Genomic DNA, 15,578 nt, shown 5'->3' with positions numbered 1-15,578 from the left:
CGGCGTCACGGCGGATCGGTCGCGATCAGGTGGAAGAAGCTGCCGGTGACGGGTCCGACCCGGTGCCCGGCCAGTCCCAGATCGACACCTTCGGCATCCGTCACGCGGGCGAGCGCCGCTGCCTCCGGCGCGATCGGCGACAGTTCGCTGGCATAGTGGAACTCGTGTCCGACGAGGCGCGTGCCCGCGCCGCCGAGCACGCCGGACCCGCACAGCCGCGCGACGCGGTAGCCGAGATGCAGCTTGCGCCGGTGATACGAGGTCGCGACCGGCAGCAGGCCCGCCATGGGATGGGTGGCGCCGTCGGCATCCTGGAGCGTCTGCCCGAGGACCATGTAGCCACCGCACTCGCCGTGGACGGGCCGGGTCCGCGCGAAGCGGCGCAGCCCGTCCAGGAAGCGGGTCGCGCCGGCGATCGGGCCCGCGTGCAGTTCCGGATAGCCGCCCGGCAGCCAGCAGACGTCGCACTCCTCGGGCGGTCCCTCGTCGGCCAAGGGCGAGAACGGCACGAGCTCGGCGCCGGCCATCCGCCAGCCGGTCTCGAGATGCGGGTAGAGGAAGCTGAACGCCGCGTCCCGGGCGACCGCCACGCGCTGCCCGGGCGGCCGGGGCAGCTGGCCGCCGGAGGCCGGCACGGCGCCGCCCGCGCAGGCCGTGACGGCGTCGAGGTCGATGCCGGCCTCGGCGAGGTCGGCGAGCCGGTCCAGACGGGCGGCGAGATCCGCGGTCTCGCCGGCCTGCACGAGCCCCAGGTGGCGTTCGGGCAGGACCAGCTGCGCGTCGCGCATCAGCGCGCCGAGCACCGGCAGCCCGGCACGCTCCATGCCGGCCTCCACGAGGCGCCGGTGCCGGGCGCTCGCCACCTTGTTGAGGATCACGCCGGCGATCCGGATGCGGGGATCGTAGAGGGAGCAGCCGAGCGCCACGGCGGCGGCCGACTGGGCCGCACCCGACACGTCCACCACGAGCAGCACCGGCCAGCCGTAGCGCGCGGCGATATCGGCGTTCGCCCCGGTGCGGTTCTCGGCCGCCCGGACACCGTCGAACAGGCCCATCGACCCCTCGGCGATCACCAGATCGGCCGCCGCCGTCGCGCCCGCCAGGGCGTCGAGGAGGGGTGGCGCCATCGCGAAGCTGTCGAGGTTGAAGCTCGGATGGCCGGTCGCGGCCTGGTGAAAGGCCGGATCGATGTAGTCGGGACCGCACTTCGCGCCGCGCACCCGCAGGCCGCGCCGGGTGAGGGCGCGCATCAGCGCGAGGGTGACGGTCGTCTTGCCGGAACTGGAGCGCGGCGCCGCGACGAGGAGGCCGGGGGCGCTCACGAGCGGCTCCCCACCGTGCCGCCGGGTCGGTAGCGCCGGTCGTAGTCGGGCGCGTAGAGCGCGCTCTCGCGAAAATCCGCGGCGCCGAGCGCCGGTCCGACCAGGATCAGGGCTGTGCGCTCCAGGCCGGCCGCCGCGACCAGCCCGGGCAGCCCGGCGAGATCGCCGACGAGGGCCCGCTCGTCCGGCCAGGACGCCCGGAACACCGCCGCCGCCGGGCAGGACGGGCCGTAGAAGGGGATCAACTCGGCGGCGACCGCCTCGACCACGTGGATCGACAGGTGGATCGCCAGGGTCGCGCCGGTGGCCGCGTAGGCCGCGAGGGTCTCCCGCTCGGGCATGGCGCTCGCCCGACCGGAGGTGCGGGTCAGGACCACGCTCTGCGCCACGCCCGGGACGGTCAGTTCCCGGCGCAGCAGCGCGGCCGCGGCCGCGAAGGCGGGGACGCCGGGCGTCACCGTGTAGGGAATGGCGAGCGCGTCGAGCCGGCGCATCTGCTCGGCCAGGGCGCTCCAGATCGACAGGTCGCCGGAATGCAGGCGCGCCACGTCCTGGCCGGCCGCGTGCGCCGTCCGGATCTCCGCCACGATGGCGTCGAGGTCGAGGGGGGCCGTGTCGACGATCCGGGCGCCGGGGGGGCACCAGCTCAGGATCTCGGGGGCGACGAGCGACCCGGCGTAGAGGCAGACCGGGCAGGCCGCGATGCGGTCGCGCCCGCGCACCGTGATCAGGTCGGCCGCGCCGGGGCCGGCGCCGATGAAATGGACGGTCATGGTTCCCGTGTCGTGTCGTATCGGACGGCCAGGGCGCAAGTGGCGCCGCGGCTCGCGATTCGGGGCAGGGCGAGCCGGCTCCTGTCCCCCGCCCCGGCGAGGGCCGCCGCCTCGGCGAGCGAGCCGACGCCACGCAGGTGCTCGATCCGCGCCGAGCGGGTGACGATCTCGGCGTCGCGCGCCTCCAGCGCGGCGGCGGGGACGGGATGCGGTGCCAGGCCGAACCGGGCCGCCGCCGCGCGGATCGCCGGGTCCGAGGCCCGATCGGCCGCGGTGGCCACGGCCGCGAGGCTCGAGCGCGCGGCTCCGGCCAGGGCGAGGGCGCGCTCGATCAGTCCCGCGATTTCCTCAGCATCGGTTTCCCGGCGGAAGCCGATGCCGGCGACCAGGGCTCCGGTCACGGCTTGGTCCAGGCCCACTGGGTCACCGGCATGGCGGGGCGCCAGCCGTGCATCCCCCCGACCGGGCTCGCCCGCTCCACGCCGTAGCGGCGCAGCGTTCCGCCGTGCGCCGCGAAGGCGGCGAGCAGCGCGGCCTCGCCCTCGAGGGTCACGGCGTTGGCCACGCAGCGACCGCCGCTCCGCAGCGCCGCCAGCGCCGTCGGCAGGATTCCGGGCTCCGAGACCCCGCCGCCGATGAACACCGCGTCCGGCGCGGGCAGGCCGGCGAGCGCGCCGGGGGCCGTGCCGGTGATGACGGCGAGGTCCGGCGCGCCGAGCGCGGCGGCGTTGCGCCGGATCCGCTCGGCGCGGTCCGGTCTCCCCTCGATCGCCGTGGCGCGCAGGGTCGCGTGGCGCAGCATCCACTCGATCGCGATCGAGCCGGCGCCCGCACCGACATCCCAGAGATGCTGTCCCGGATGCGGGCGCAGGGCCGAGAGGGTCAGAGCCCGGATCTCGGCCTTGGTGAGCTGTCCGTCATTCTCGAACAGGTCGTCGTCGAGGCCCGGCGCGAGGGGCAGGGCGCGGCCGGCACCCGCCACCGCGAGCGCGACGGTGTTCAGCGGGTCGACGCCGGCGCCGTCGAACGCGTCGGCGCGGGCCGTGCGGACGCGCTCGCGCGGGCCGCCCATCGCCTCCAGCACCGTCAGCGTCGACGCGCCGAAGCCGCGGTCGCGCAGCAGGGCGGCGAGCGCGCCGGGCGTCGTGCCGTCCCACGACAGGACGAGCAGCCGCGCCCCCGGCTGGATATGCGGGACGATCCGTGTCAGCGCCCGACCGTGAAGCGTGACCAGCGCGCACTCGGCGAGCGGCCAGCCGAGCCGGGCGCAGGCGAGGCTGAAGGCGGACGGCTGCGGGAAGGCGCGGATCTCGTCCGCCGGCACCAGCCGGGCGATTTCGGCGCCGATGCCGTAATGGAACGGGTCGCCCGTGGCGAGGATGCAGGTCGGCCGGCCGCGCCGCGCGACGATCTCCGGATAGGCCTCGTGGATCGGGCTCGGCCAGGGCCGCGTCTCCGCGTCGAGCGGCCCCGCGAGGGCGAGGTGGCGCCGGCCGCCATAGACCACTCGAGCGGCGCCGAGCGCGGCGGCGGCGGACGGCGTCAGCCCGGCCCGCCCGTCCTCGCCGATCCCGACGATCGACAGCCACGGGACGCTCGACAGGCGATCAGCGCTCATGGACAAGACGCCCATGAACACGCCGCCCTCCACCGCCGGCACGCTGCGGGTCCTGATCCTCGGCGGGACCGGCGAGGCGAGCGCCCTGGTCCGGTCGCTCGCCGGCCGGGCGGATCGCGCCGTGACGCTCTCGCTGGCAGGCCGGACCGCGGCGCCGAAGCCCGAGCCGGTGCCGACCCGGATCGGCGGGTTCGGCGGCGCCGAGGGTCTCGCCCGCTACCTGCGGACCGAGGCGATCACCCGCCTGATCGACGCGACCCACCCGTTCGCCGCGCAGATGTCGACCAACGCCGCGCGCGCGGCGGCCCTGACGGGGGTGCCGCTCCTCGCGATCCGCCGGCCCGCCTGGAGCCGCGAGCGCGGCGACGACTGGATCGAGGTCGACGGGATGGCGGAGGCGGTCGCCGCCCTCGGCGCGGAACCCCGGCGCGTGTTCCTGACGATCGGTCGGCAGGAGGCCGGGGCCTTCGCGGCGGCGCCCCAGCACAGCTATCTGGCCCGGACGGTCGAGCCGCTGGCCGGGATCCTGCCGGTGCCGCATCTCACCGCCCTGGAGGCGCGCGGGCCCTTCGACGCCGCGTCCGAGGCGGCCCTGATGCGGGCGAACCGGATCGAGATCGTGGTCAGCAAGAACGCCGGCGGCGCGGCGACCTACGGCAAGATCGCGGCGGCGCGGAGCCTCGGCCTCCCGGTCGTGATGGTGCGCCGGCCGGCCAAGCCCGACGTGCCCCGCGTCGCGGACGAAGCGGACGCGCGCCGCTGGCTGGACGCAAGCGATCACGCCGGTCCCTCGACCTTGCGGGCGGTGTAGACGAACGGCGCCCGGCCGGCGCGCGGGATCAGCCGCGTCGTCGAGGCGCCCAGGATCACCATCGTGGCCATGTCGGCCGCCACCGCGGGCGCCTCCGCGAGGGTCGCGACCCGGATCGCCTCGTCCGGCCGGCTGACGGCGCGGGCGAACATGACGGGCGTGTCGGGCGCCCGGATCCCGGCCGCGATCTCCAGCGCCGCCCCGAGCTGCCAGGGCCGGGCGGTGGAGATCGGGTTGTAGAGCGCGACCACGAAATCCGCGCGCAGCACCGCCTCCAGCCGCGCGGTCACCACCGGCCAGGGCTTCAGGTTGTCCGAGAGCGAGAGCGCGCAGAAATCCCCGCCGAGCGGCGCGCCGAGCCGGGCCGCGGCGGCGAGCATCGCGGTGATGCCGGGCTCCACCGTGATGGCGAGGTCGCGCCAGCCGGGCTCGCCGTACTCGACCGCCTCGAACACCGCCGCCGCCATGGCGAAGACGCCGGGATCGCCGCCGGAGACGACCGCGACCCGGCGCCCGGACGCTGCGAGCTGCAGCGCGTGGCGCGCCCGGTCGACCTCCACCCGGTTGTCGCTGGCGTGCCGGACGAGGCCGGGGCGCTCGGGCACGCGGGCCACGTAGGGGAAGTAGCCGACGACGTCCTCCGCCGCGTCCAGCGCCCGGCGGGCCGACTCGGTCAGCAGGGCCGCGTCGCCCGGCCCGAGGCCGACGACGGTGAGGCTCCCGCTCACGGCCGGCGGCCCTCTCCGGGCAGGAGCACCATCGAGAAGTAGGGCGCGTCGTCGTCGGCCTTGTCGGCCAGCATCACGACCCGCTCGCCCGCCATCGTTCCGCGCTCCACGTAGACCGCGCGCGCGAGCAGCCCGGCGGCCGACAGGGCGGCCCGCACCTTCGGAAGGTGGCGCCCGAGCTTCATCACCACGGCCGCGTCCGTGCCGCGCAGGCGCTCGGTCAGCGCGTCGAGCGACAGGGTCGCCGGCAGGACGGTGAGGACGTCGTCGCCCCAGGTGATCGGCGTGCCGGCCCGGGTCCAGCAGCCCGACATGCCGGTGACGCCCGGAACGACCTCCACGGGGAAGCGGTCCTTCAGGCGCCGCCACAGGTGCATGAACGAGCCGTAGAAGAAGGGGTCGCCCTCCGACAGGATCGCGACGTCCCGCCCGGCACCCAGGTGATCGGCGAGCTGCCCGGCCGCGTCGTCGTAGAAGCCGGCCAGCGCCGCCACGTAGTCCGGGTGCTCGGGGTGGATCTCGGTCGTGTAGGGATAGGCGAGGGCCATCTCGCGGGCGGGATCGCGCAGGATCGCGTCCGCGATCGTGCGGGCGTTGCCGCGCCGGCCGCGCTTGCAGAAATGCACCAGCACCGGCGCGCGCATCAGGATGCGCTGCGCCTTCACGGTCAGCAGCTCCGGATCGCCCGGGCCCATCCCGACGCCGTAGAGCGTGCCCGTCACGGCGGCCGCGGGGATTTCCTCGGTCGGGCCGTCGAGGCGTTCGAAACCGTCCATCACTCGACCTCGCTGGCGAGCGCGTTGACCGCCGCGGCCGTCATGGCGCTGCCGCCGCGCCGCCCGTGCACGACCACGAACGGCACGCGGCCGTCCCGCGCCAGGGCCTCCTTCGACTCCGCCGCGCCGACGAAGCCCACCGGGATGCCGATCACCGCGGCGGGCGGCGCCACGCCGGCATCGAGCAGTTCCAAAAGGCGGAACAGGGCGGTCGGGGCGTTGCCCACCGCCACGACGCTGCCCGGGAGATGCTCCCGCCACAGCTCCATGGCGGCCGCGGAGCGGGTCGTGCCGAGGCTCTTGGCGAGATCGGGCACGCGCGGGTCACCGAGCGTGCAGATCACCCTGTTGTCGGCGGGCAGGCGAGCCCGGGTGACGCCGTCGGCGACCATGCGGACGTCGCACAGGATCGGCGCGCCGGCCTTCAGAGCCGCGACCCCGGCCTCGGCGAAATCGGGCGCCATCTCCACGTCGGTCGGCAGGTCGGTCATGCCGCAGGCGTGGATCATGCGCACGACGACGCGCTCGGCGGCGCCCGACCAACGCCCGAGATCCGCCTCGGCGCGGATCATCGCGAAGGAGCGCGCGTAGATCGCGCCGCCGTCGCGGATGTAGTCGTAGCGGGACGGGGACTCGTGGGCCGCGGCCGGCTCCGATCCTGTCTGGCGCAGGGCGTTCTGGCTCGCGCTCATGCCGGTCTCCTGGTCCTCCCGCATGCCGAAGGGGTGATCTCCGGCGCGAAGGCGGCGGAAAGCCCGTCGATCTCGGCCCTTCCTAGCCGCTCCAGCACGGCCTCGATAGGGAGATCCATCGCCGGCTCATCGCCGGGCGCCCCCCCGATCACCACGCCGTAGCGCCCGTCCCGGCCGACGAGGGTCAGGTCGGCCGGGCCCGGCCGCGCGCAGCCCTTGGCGCAGCCCGAGACGTGCGCGGCGCGGCCCGCGCCCGCCAGCGGGCCGAACGCCGCCGCGAGGCGCGCCGCGTCCGTCAGCGTGGGGGTCGATCCGGAGGCGCAGCCCGGAGCCCCCGTGCAGGCCGCGATCGCGCGCCGCGGATCGTCCGGGACGACGATGAACTCCGACGCGAGCGCCGCCGTCGCGGCCGCCGCCGCGTCGAAGGCGGTGGCCGGCACCAGCAGCACGAAGCCGCGCGTGGGGGAGAGGCGGATCGCGTCCGTGCCGACCGCCGTCGCCGCGGCGGCGACCCGGTCGAGGGCATCGGCGGTGCAGCGCCCGAACGGCGCGTCGATGGCGACGCCCCGGAGATCCGATCCGCGCGCCGGACGTGCCGGCTCCCGTTCCGGTGCGAAGCCGCGGCGCGTGTAAGCCGGTCCGATCGGGGGCGCCGGCCTGCCCGAGCGAAGAGCCTCGGTCAGCGCGGCCAGCTCGTCGTCCGCCAGGTCGCGCATCCGGCGCCGGCCCGTCCCCGCGAAGGCGCCGAGCAGGGCCGCCACGTGGCCAGGCGCCGCGTCCTCCGTGCAGGTCAGGAGCGTCCGCGAGGTCTCACCGCGCGCGACCGCGATCGCGACGACGCCCGGCCCCTCGGCGACGGCGCAGAGATCCGCCTCCGGCACCGCCCGGCCGGGGCGGCCCTCGACGACGACGAGGGTCTTGGCCGGAAGTCCGGGTGTCGCGAGCCCGGCAGCCTCGATGGCGGCGGCCAGGGCCGGCACGTCGATCGTCTCGTCCGGATCGTGACCCGCCAGCGGGCTCGTGAGCGTCAGGCGCTGGGGGCCGCCGTCGGCGCGCGCGTCGCCGAGGCCCCGGGCCGCGAGCCAGGCGGCGAGCGGAACGCGCGTCGCCTCGGAGACCCCGCGGATCTGGAGATTGGCCCGCGCGGTGAGATCCAGATGGCCGTTCCCGAAGCGCCGCGCCCCGTCCGCCACCGCGCGGGCCTGATCCAGGGTCAGGATTCCGAGCGGCGGGTGCACGCGCGCGAGCAGGCCGTCGCCCGTCGGCATGGGCTTGGCCAGGCCCGGGCACCAGCCCCGGCGGGCGGGCGCCTCGGGCGGGACGCGCCGATGCGGGGCGGCGCTCACTCGGCGGCCTCGCGCATCAGGGCGTCGGCCGGGAGGGCGTTGCGACGGCTGTGCCAGAGGCCGCGATCCCGCGCCTCGTCGAACCGTTCGAGGATCGCCCTGGCCGCGGCGGGATTGGCGGCGCGCAGGCGCTCGAACACCTCGGCATCGGCGACCCAGGCCGCGTAGAGCGCCTCGAAGCCGGCATCCGTCACCGCGTCGCTCGCGGCGGCCAGGACGAAGACCGCGTCGAGCCCCTGGGCGAGCTCCTGCGCCCCCCTGTAGCCGTGGCGCAGCTGGGCCGCGATCCAGCGGGGATCCGCGAGGCGCCCGCGAATCAGGCGGGCGGCGTCCTCCCGGGCCGTCCGCGCCTTCGGCCGCTCCGGCACCGACACGTCGAGGCTGTAGAGCGCGGGATTCGCGCCCTCCAGGGCCGCGGCCGCCGCGAAACCGCCCATCGCGTCGACCGCGGCGTCGCCGTCGAACAGGTCGCGCTCGGCCACGTCGAAGGCGTGAAGATAGGCGTCGGCCGCCGCGACGCGGGCGGCGAAATCGGCGTCCGGGCCGTCGCGGTCGCCGTAGGCGTGACCGCTGGCGGCCAGATAGGCGCGGCCGAGGTCGGCGCGGCCCTCCCAGGCGCCGTCGAGGGCGGTGGCGGCGGTGCCGGCGCCGTAGCGGCCGGGCGCGGCCCCGTAGACGCGCGCGGCGCCGTCGCCCCGCCGCCGCGCCGCCGCCAGGGGATTCTCGTCGTCGGCCTCGTCCCGCTCAGCCACGGCGCGGGCGGCGCGGTCGAGGAGCGCCAGCGTGTCGGGGAAGGTGTCGCGGAACGCGCCGGAAACCCGGACGGTGACGTCGATCCGCGGCCGGTCCAGCATCGCGAGGGGCAGGATCTCGAAGCCGGTGACGCGGGTGCTGGCGTGGTCCCAGACCGGCCGCACGCCCATCAGGGCGAGGGCGTGGGCCACGTCCTCGCCGCCGGTGCGCAGGGTCGGCGAGGCCCAGAGATCCATGACGATCCGGGCCGGATAGGCGCCCTCGTCCTGAAGGTAGCGGGTCACCACGGCGGCGGCGGCCTTCTCGCCGAGGAGCGCGGCGGCGCGGCTCGGGATGGCCCGCGGGTCGAGGGTCGCGAGGTTGCGCCCGGTCGGGATCACGTCGGCCCGCCCGCGGGACGGCGAGCCGGAGGGGCCCGGACGGACGAACCGCCCGTCGAGGGCGGCGAGAAGGCCGGCGCGCTCGGAGTCCGCGCTCGCCGCGACGGGCTCCGCAGCCCCGTGCGGCGCGCGGGCGAAGACGTGCAGGCCGTCGCGGAACACGGTCTCGCCGAGATCGCAGAGATGCGCGTCGAGCCGCGTCAGCGCCTCGTCCATCGGCGTGTCCGCGCCGATCCCGGCACCGTCCAGCAGACCGGCCGCCCCGGCCTCCTCCAGGATGGCCCGGGCGATGAGGTCGGCGCGGCGGGGGTCGAGCACGCTGGCCGCCGAATACTCCTCCACCAGCTCGCGGAGCCGGGCCGCCTCGGGTGTCAGCGCGTGGACGGCGGTGTCGGGCGTCAGGTGCCCGAGCGCGACCCCGCCGAGACGGCGCTTGAGCGGCGCGGCCTCGCCCGGGTCGTCGACGATGAACGGGTAGATCACCGGCAGCCCGCCCACGCAGAGCGCCGGGAAGCAGTCGGGCGACAGGGCCACGGCCTTGCCCGGCAGCCACTCCGCGGTGCCGTGCGTGCCGAGCTGCACCAGGGCGTCGAAACCCTGCCGCAGGCCGAGATGGAACGCCAGGTAGGCGTGGGTCGGCGCCCGCTCGAGGTCGTGGTAGCCGGTCTTGCGATCGGGATCGCGGCCGCGGTCGGGCTGGAGGAGGACCGCGAGGTTGCCGTCCCGGACGATCCGGAAGCGGAAGGCGCCGTCGACGCAGGCCGGGTCCGCCTCGGCCTCGCCCCAGCTGGCGGTGACGGCGGCGCGGACGTCCTCGGTGAGCGAGCGCCACCACGCCGCGTAGGCCGCGAGCGGCACCCGGAACTGGGCCGCGCCCTCCGTGAGTGCCGCCATCAGCGCTCCCGCCTCCGGCAGCGCGCCCGCCGCGTAGCCGGCGGCCGCGAGGTCGGCGCTGATCGCGCGGGCGCTCGCGGGCGTGTCGAGGCCGACCGCGAACCCGGCCCGGCCGCCGCGGGCGGGATAGTCGGACAGGACCAGGGCGACGCGCCGCGCCGCGCGCGGCAGGGCGGCCAGCCGCAGCCATCCCGCGGCCCGGTCGGCGAGCGCGGCGATGCCGGCCTCGTAGGGCACGGCGCGGCGCTCGGCGAAGCCGGCGATCTCGGCGCTCTCCTCCTTGAACGAGATCGGGAAGCCCGAGAGCCGGCCGTCGAATTCCGGCAGCGCGACCTGCATGGCGAGATCGGCCGCGCCCAGTCCGCGGGCGGAGGCCGCCCAGGCCGCGCGCGGCGAGCCCACCGTGAAGGCCTGGAGGACCGGGCAGTCGGCGGCGTCGAGGACGAAGTCGGTCTCGTCCTCGCGGGCCGAGAAGGCGGTGGCGGCGATCACGAGGTCGGGCCGGCGCGCGCGCACGGCCGCGGCGACCGCGGCGGCGGCCTGCGGCTCCTTCAGGCTGGACACCGCCATCGGCAGCACGCCGATCCCGCGGGCCCGCAGGGCGGCGGCGAGGGCGGCGAACGGGCCGGTATCGCCGCCGAGCACGGCGGAGCGGTAGATCAGGAGGAGCGCGACGGGCTCGGCGGCGATCCGCGCACCGGCGAGCGGGACCGCGGTCCCGGCCGCGGCGAGGGCCGTCTCGAGGGGCAGGACCCCGCAGCCGGGGCACCACGGAAAGCCGCGCGGGAGCGGCTGCGGCGGCTCGACCCGGCCGTCGCCGCCGAGGCGGATCGCCAAGCTCCGCAGCATCCGCCGCAGGTTGTCGGGCCCGCCGGCGCGGAAATAGGCGTCGAGCTGCCCGGCGAGGTCGGGATCAGTGGAGAACGCCGCGAGGCGCGGATCCGGCCGGTCGTCGCCCGGCAGGACCGCCAGCACGACGCCGTGCGCCCGCGCGGCCTCGGCGCAACGCTCGATCCCGTAGCGCCAGTAGTCGAGCCCGCCCAGGCAGCGGATCACCACGACCTTGGCGCGCGCCACGACCCGCTCGACGTAGAGGTCGACCGAGAGCGGATGCCGCAGCTTGGCGAGCTTCGCGAGCCGAAGGCTCGGCAGCCCGGGCTCCGCGGCGTGGGCCTGCCCGACCGAAGCGAGGTCGCTGTCGGTGAACGACAGCACCACGAGGTCGCCGGGCTCCTGCCCGAGATCCACGGCCGCCTCGCCCTCGTCGAGGGACACGGCATCGATGCGCACGAGATGCACCGCGGCGGCCCCTAGAGCGAGTCCGGGCGGGCGTGCGCGACCGGCCTCATCCCGCGAGGGCCGCCGCGACGGCGTCCTTGTCGAAGCCCTTCAGGCCGATCACCACCAGCGTCCCGTCGCGGGCTTCCCCGGCCCGCCAGGGGCGGTCGAAATGATGGGTGACGCGCCGGCCGACACCCTGCACCACGAGGCGCATGGGCTTGCCCTCGACCTCGGCGAAGCCCTTGATGCGCAGGACGCCGGCGGCTTCGGCCGCCGCCTCGACCCGGGCCGCGAGATCTCCCGCGGTCACCGCCGGGCGGACCGGCAGCGCCACCGTCTCGAAATCGTCGTGGTCGTGGTCCTCGCCCTCGCCGTGATGCGAGGGGCGGGCGTCGAGATCGTCCTCGGCGGCCGCGCCGAGGCCGAGCAGCACCCGCGGGTCGATGGCGCCATTCTCGGTCTCGACGACCTTCACGGCGCGGGGCAGGTGCCCCTCGACCTCGGCGCGGACCCGCGCCCGGGTCGCGGCGTCGATCAGGTCGGCCTTGTTGACCACCACGAGGTCGGCGCAGAGGAGCTGGTCCTCGAAAACCTCCTCCAGGGGATTGTCGTGGTCGACCGACTGGTCGGCGGCCCGCTGGGCCGCCAGGGCCTCCGGATCCTCTGCGAAGGCGCCCGAGGCCACCGCCGGGCCGTCGACCACGGCGACCACGCCGTCGACGGTCACCCGCGAGCGGATCGCCGGCCACTGGAACGCCTGGACGAGCGGCTTCGGCAGCGCGAGACCCGAGGTCTCGATCAGGATGTGCTCCGGCGGCTCGGCGCGGCCGAGCAGGGTCTCCAGCGCGGGAACGAAATCGTCCGCGACCGTGCAGCAGATGCAGCCGTTCGGCAGCTCGACGATGGCGTCCTCGGTGCAGCCCTCGACGCCGCAGGCCGCCAGGAACGACTTGTCGAAGCCGATGTCGCCGAACTCGTTCACCAGGATGGCGAGGCGGCGCCCCTTGGCGTTCTCGACCACGTGGCGGACGAGGGTCGTCTTGCCGGCCCCGAGGAAGCCGGTGACGATGGTGCAGGGGATCTTGTTCACGAGGGTCATTCCGCGGCCTCCAGGGTGCCGGCGGGGACCGGGCGGGGTTCTGGGAAAGGGGGGATGCGGGCGATCACGCCCTTGCGGAACGCCTCCGGACGCTCGCGCCAGGGCACGATGCCGTCCGGGGTCGCCGCGTAGGCCGCGAGCCCGCCGAGGATGATCTCGGCCGAGGCGGCCGGATCCATGTCGCCGTAGACGTAGGTCCAGCGGTCGGGCGCGGCGACCGCCACGGTGCAGGGCCGCTTGCAGACCGACAGGCACTCCACCGCCTCGACCCGCAGATCCGGCGTGCCGCCGCTCCGCGCCCGGAGCGCCTCCAGCAGGCGGGCCCCGGCGCGGGGGCCGTCCGGGTCGTCGTCCGAGCGGCGGCAGGTGGTGCAGACGTAGAGAATGGTCTCAGGCACGGGCCGCTCCCCGATCCGCGCCGCGGGCGAAGGCCTGCCACGCCCAGCCGAGTCCCAGCCCGATCAGGATCCAGAACACGAAGCTGATGGCCAGCGACCGCGCGGCGAACTGCGCGGCCAGCGCGGCCGGAAGCTCCGACGCGGCCTCCGGCGCCTGCGGGGCGCCGACCGCGTGCGGGGCGATGATCAGGACGAGCCCCCCGAGGATGGTGATCAGCGCGCGGCGGATCGTGATCAGGTAGAGCCCCATCCCGGTCGCCGCGGCGGTCATCACCCACCACGCCTGGCGTGTCGCGAGCGGGGCCGCCGCGCTGCCGGGCAGTTCCGGCGGCAGGCCGAGGCCCGGCGCGAGGGCGACGCTGGCGAAGCCCGCCACCGCGAAGGCGAGCCCGACCTGTGGCGTGGGTTCGCGGCCGCAGGCGAGCATCACCGCGCCGAGCAGCAGCGCGTAGCCGACGCCGCCGACGAGGGTCGCGAGCCCGGTGAAGGCCATCCGCGGCAGGCCGGGGCCGGGCTGCCATTCCGGCGCGGCGTCGGGCGCGGCGTGGTCGTGCCCGGCATGGGCCAGCACGATCGGGAGCGCCCTGATCGGGAGCGTCTCGGCGGCCTGACGCGGCGCCTCCTGCTGCTCGTAGCGCTCGGCCGCGACGATCAGCGGCGAGGTCAGCGTGAGTTCGAGGCCCGTCACGACGGCAGCCGCGAAGAAGCCGGCGGCGAGGGCCGCCGACAGGAGCCGGATGATCATCCCTGTTCCGGGGACGTCAGTGGCAGGGGAAGTTCTGGGTGTGTCGGAAATCGTGCGCCGCGTTGTGGAGCGCGATCGCCGGCGAGAAGCCCGCCATGAACAGCAGGCCGAGGCCCAGCACGGCCGCGAGCGCGACGGCGATCGGGCGCTCCGACGCGCGGGTGCCGGCGGCGACGGGGGCGAGGGTTTGGGTCGTCATCAGCAGTGTCTCCAGCCGCCCCACCGGCGGCATTGCGGGATCCTGTCGTGACGGCAGGTCTCCTGGCTCGCGGCTCGGCGCGCCCGCCGCCTTCCCGGATCGCTCCGGTGGCGCTTGGCGGGCGCTCGCCGCTCACAGTTGCGGGGGCAGCCGCGGAATCGGGGCCTCGGACCCCTCACCGCATTCCCTTTTCACCCCGTCGCCGGGGCACCGTCACCCGGTCGTTGTAGACGCATGACCGCCGGGACACAACGGAGCGACGCCGGATCGCGGCCGATTCCCGCGCCGCGCCGCGGCACGGACGGGCTTGACGGCCGCGCCCCGGAGCAGGCACCGCCGCACCCGACACCCGCCCGGCGCGGGCGGTAAGCTCCCGGAGACCCGATGGCCCTGACAGACGATCCGACCCCGGTCCTCGTCGATCTGGCGGCCGGCCGAGACCCGCGGATCGTATCGGACGCGGGTACGAGGTGGCTCGAAGTCGATCTCGGCGGCCGTTTCCCGATCCACTCCGTCGCCCTGCGACCGGGGGGAGGGGTGGTCCCTCCGGAACCCGGCGACGTCGCCGTGGCGGTCTCGCAGGACGGCGCGACGTGGATCGAGCCGGACCTCGCCGGCTGGAGCGCGACCCCGGACGCCCTCGTGGCCGCCATCGTCCCCGACGAGCGGGCCTGGGCGCGCGCGGTGCGGGTCGCCGCGCCGGAGCCGGCCCGGATCGTCCCCGTTGCCGTCCGCGCCGAAGAGGCCGCCGTCGACCTGATCGCCCTCCGGGCGATGCTCGGCCTCGACGTGACGCTCCTGAACGAGAAGCCCGGGGCCAACGTCTACGTCACCTACAATCTCCATTCGGCGCCCGACCGCGCGAGCCGCGCCCTCGTCGGCCTGTCGCTGTTCGAGAACGGCGCCTTCGGCAACTGCCTCGTCCAGTACATCATCGCGGTGTCGGTCGCGAAGGCGCTCAACCTGAAATACATCAAGGTCCCCAAGGTCGACCGCAGCAAGGTGATCTTCCTGACCGAGCGGCTGACCTGCGACGGCATCACCTTCATCCCGCCGGACGAACCGCTGCCGCCGGACGGCTACTTCCTGTCGGGTCTGTACTTCGACCCGACGCAGTTCGAGCGCGTGACCGCGCTGCGGGGACCGACGGATTCGCGCGCGATCGTGCAGAGCGTGATCCGGCCGCTGTTCAACGGCCTGCCCAGGACCTTCCCGGCCAAGCCCGACGACCAGCTCCTGATCCACATCCGCTCGGGCGACATCTTCAGCACCTGGGTCGATCCGCACTACCCGCAGCCGCCCCTCGCGTTCTACCGGATGGTCATCGACCGGCTGCTGGCCGAGGGCCGGATCCGCTCGGTCAAGCTCGTCTTCGAGAACAGGCTGAACCCGGTCATCGCCGAGGTGGAGGCCTACGCGGCGCGACGCGGCCTGCCGGTGGAGATCCAGAGCGAGTCGCTGATCTCCGACGTCGCGGCCCTGGTGAACGGCCGCTACCTCGTGTTCGGGCTGGGAACCTTCGGACCGGGGATCTGCCACCTCTCGGACCACGTCGAGCAGGTCTTCTATTTCGCGTCGAACTGGCCGCAGGGCTTCCAGTCGATCCCCACCATCGGGAAGGTGGTCGAGGTCCGCGATCTCGAGGGCCGCTACATGAAGGTCGGGGAGTGGCAGAATACCGACGCGCAGCGCCGGACGATGGTCGATTACCCGGCCGAGGCCCTCGCCTTCGACGACGCGTGAACGGCCAGGCGGGCGGGGGG

General features: G+C 75.5%; 15 protein-coding genes and 1 riboswitch. Of the genes, 2 read left to right on the top strand and 13 right to left on the bottom strand.

Going from position 1 to position 15,578, the window contains the following annotated elements; all coding sequences use genetic code 11:
* Positions 1-5: 5 nt before the first annotated feature.
* From BKE41_RS16555 to cbiE, 4 genes are read right to left on the bottom strand one after another with little or no spacing between them, the layout of a single operon-like run.
* A complete protein-coding gene (locus BKE41_RS16555) occupies positions 6-1,322 on the bottom strand; it encodes a cobyrinate a,c-diamide synthase (RefSeq protein ID WP_070999845.1) in 1,317 nt (438 codons plus the stop codon).
* Positions 1,319-2,095 carry a precorrin-4 C(11)-methyltransferase gene (cobM, locus tag BKE41_RS16550; RefSeq protein ID WP_012320070.1) on the bottom strand — a complete coding sequence of 259 codons (777 nt, stop codon included), beginning with the start codon at positions 2,093-2,095 and terminating at the stop codon, positions 1,319-1,321. The genes BKE41_RS16555 and cobM overlap by 4 nt, the downstream gene beginning before the upstream one ends.
* Positions 2,092-2,496: a cobalamin biosynthesis protein gene (locus tag BKE41_RS16545; RefSeq protein WP_245295795.1), complete on the bottom strand. Its 405-nt coding sequence runs from the start codon at positions 2,494-2,496 to the stop codon at positions 2,092-2,094. The genes cobM and BKE41_RS16545 overlap by 4 nt, the downstream gene beginning before the upstream one ends.
* Positions 2,493-3,713 carry a precorrin-6y C5,15-methyltransferase (decarboxylating) subunit CbiE gene (gene cbiE / locus BKE41_RS16540; protein ID WP_070999844.1) on the bottom strand — a complete coding sequence of 407 codons (1,221 nt, stop codon included), beginning with the start codon at positions 3,711-3,713 and terminating at the stop codon, positions 2,493-2,495. Before cbiE ends, BKE41_RS16545 begins: the two co-directional genes overlap by 4 nt.
* Between cbiE and BKE41_RS16535 the strand changes: the two genes are divergently transcribed.
* The gene (locus BKE41_RS16535) at positions 3,712-4,524 is read left to right on the top strand and encodes a cobalt-precorrin-6A reductase (RefSeq protein WP_058606745.1); all 813 of its coding nucleotides are present in this window, start codon (positions 3,712-3,714) and stop codon (positions 4,522-4,524) included. The two genes, cbiE and BKE41_RS16535, sit on opposite strands and share 2 nt — an antisense overlap.
* On the opposite strand, the gene cobJ is transcribed toward BKE41_RS16535, so the two are convergent.
* The 9 genes from cobJ to BKE41_RS16490 all read right to left on the bottom strand — a co-directional run bounded on the left by cobJ (position 4,491) and on the right by BKE41_RS16490 (position 13,815).
* Entirely contained in the window at positions 4,491-5,252 is a 762-nt protein-coding gene (cobJ, locus tag BKE41_RS16530) for a precorrin-3B C(17)-methyltransferase (RefSeq protein WP_024829515.1), read from the bottom strand. The genes BKE41_RS16535 and cobJ overlap by 34 nt on opposite strands.
* The gene (locus BKE41_RS16525; protein ID WP_012320065.1) at positions 5,249-6,028 is read right to left on the bottom strand and encodes a precorrin-2 C(20)-methyltransferase; all 780 of its coding nucleotides are present in this window, start codon (positions 6,026-6,028) and stop codon (positions 5,249-5,251) included. Before BKE41_RS16525 ends, cobJ begins: the two co-directional genes overlap by 4 nt.
* Positions 6,028-6,600: a precorrin-8X methylmutase gene (locus BKE41_RS16520; protein WP_043074056.1), complete on the bottom strand. Its 573-nt coding sequence runs from the start codon at positions 6,598-6,600 to the stop codon at positions 6,028-6,030. The genes BKE41_RS16525 and BKE41_RS16520 overlap by 1 nt, the downstream gene beginning before the upstream one ends.
* Positions 6,601-6,716: 116 nt before the next feature.
* Positions 6,717-7,988 (bottom strand): precorrin-3B synthase, encoded by a 1,272-nt coding sequence (locus tag BKE41_RS16515; protein ID WP_245295977.1) that lies wholly within the window; start codon positions 7,986-7,988, stop codon positions 6,717-6,719.
* Positions 7,989-8,062: 74 nt separating this feature from the next.
* Positions 8,063-11,392 carry a cobaltochelatase subunit CobN gene (gene cobN, locus BKE41_RS16510; RefSeq protein ID WP_070999842.1) on the bottom strand — a complete coding sequence of 1,110 codons (3,330 nt, stop codon included), beginning with the start codon at positions 11,390-11,392 and terminating at the stop codon, positions 8,063-8,065.
* A gap of 46 nt (positions 11,393-11,438) precedes the next feature.
* Complete coding sequence (cobW, locus tag BKE41_RS16505; protein ID WP_012320061.1) at positions 11,439-12,473, bottom strand: cobalamin biosynthesis protein CobW; 1,035 nt, start codon at positions 12,471-12,473, stop codon at positions 11,439-11,441.
* Positions 12,470-12,871 carry a DUF1636 domain-containing protein gene (locus BKE41_RS16500; RefSeq protein WP_012320060.1) on the bottom strand — a complete coding sequence of 134 codons (402 nt, stop codon included), beginning with the start codon at positions 12,869-12,871 and terminating at the stop codon, positions 12,470-12,472. Before BKE41_RS16500 ends, cobW begins: the two co-directional genes overlap by 4 nt.
* The gene (locus BKE41_RS16495) at positions 12,864-13,616 is read right to left on the bottom strand and encodes a CbtA family protein (protein ID WP_012320059.1); all 753 of its coding nucleotides are present in this window, start codon (positions 13,614-13,616) and stop codon (positions 12,864-12,866) included. The genes BKE41_RS16500 and BKE41_RS16495 overlap by 8 nt, the downstream gene beginning before the upstream one ends.
* A 16-nt stretch (positions 13,617-13,632) precedes the next feature.
* Positions 13,633-13,815, bottom strand: coding sequence for a CbtB domain-containing protein (locus BKE41_RS16490; RefSeq protein ID WP_024829520.1), 183 nt, complete (start codon positions 13,813-13,815; stop codon positions 13,633-13,635).
* Positions 13,816-13,849: 34 nt separating this feature from the next.
* Positions 13,850-14,045, bottom strand: a riboswitch (cobalamin riboswitch).
* A gap of 154 nt (positions 14,046-14,199) precedes the next feature.
* Here BKE41_RS16490 and BKE41_RS16485 point away from each other — a divergent pair.
* Positions 14,200-15,558 carry a hypothetical protein gene (locus BKE41_RS16485; RefSeq protein ID WP_012320057.1) on the top strand — a complete coding sequence of 453 codons (1,359 nt, stop codon included), beginning with the start codon at positions 14,200-14,202 and terminating at the stop codon, positions 15,556-15,558.
* Positions 15,559-15,578 lie beyond the last annotated feature (20 nt).

Origin of the sequence: Methylobacterium sp. C1, from assembly GCF_001854385.1 — a bacterium.
In the GTDB taxonomy this organism is placed as follows: domain Bacteria; phylum Pseudomonadota; class Alphaproteobacteria; order Rhizobiales; family Beijerinckiaceae; genus Methylobacterium; species Methylobacterium radiotolerans.
The sequence above is the reverse complement of the archived record's forward strand: the minus strand, read 5'-3'. Positions and strand labels throughout refer to the sequence as shown.

Coding starts and splice junctions, on each gene's coding strand:
- BKE41_RS16495 (WP_012320059.1), bottom strand. CDS start 13,616: ATGATCATCCGGCTCCTGTCGGCGGCCCTCGCCGCCGGCTTCTTCGCG.
- cbiE (WP_070999844.1), bottom strand. CDS start 3,713: ATGAGCGCTGATCGCCTGTCGAGCGTCCCGTGGCTGTCGATCGTCGGG.
- BKE41_RS16490 (WP_024829520.1), bottom strand. CDS start 13,815: ATGACGACCCAAACCCTCGCCCCCGTCGCCGCCGGCACCCGCGCGTCG.
- BKE41_RS16485 (WP_012320057.1), top strand. CDS start 14,200: ATGGCCCTGACAGACGATCCGACCCCGGTCCTCGTCGATCTGGCGGCC.
- BKE41_RS16535 (WP_058606745.1), top strand. CDS start 3,712: ATGGACAAGACGCCCATGAACACGCCGCCCTCCACCGCCGGCACGCTG.
- BKE41_RS16520 (WP_043074056.1), bottom strand. CDS start 6,600: ATGATCCGCGCCGAGGCGGATCTCGGGCGTTGGTCGGGCGCCGCCGAG.
- BKE41_RS16515 (WP_245295977.1), bottom strand. CDS start 7,988: ATGCCGACGGGCGACGGCCTGCTCGCGCGCGTGCACCCGCCGCTCGGA.
- BKE41_RS16525 (WP_012320065.1), bottom strand. CDS start 6,028: ATGGACGGTTTCGAACGCCTCGACGGCCCGACCGAGGAAATCCCCGCG.
- cobW (WP_012320061.1), bottom strand. CDS start 12,473: ATGACCCTCGTGAACAAGATCCCCTGCACCATCGTCACCGGCTTCCTC.
- cobM (WP_012320070.1), bottom strand. CDS start 2,095: ATGACCGTCCATTTCATCGGCGCCGGCCCCGGCGCGGCCGACCTGATC.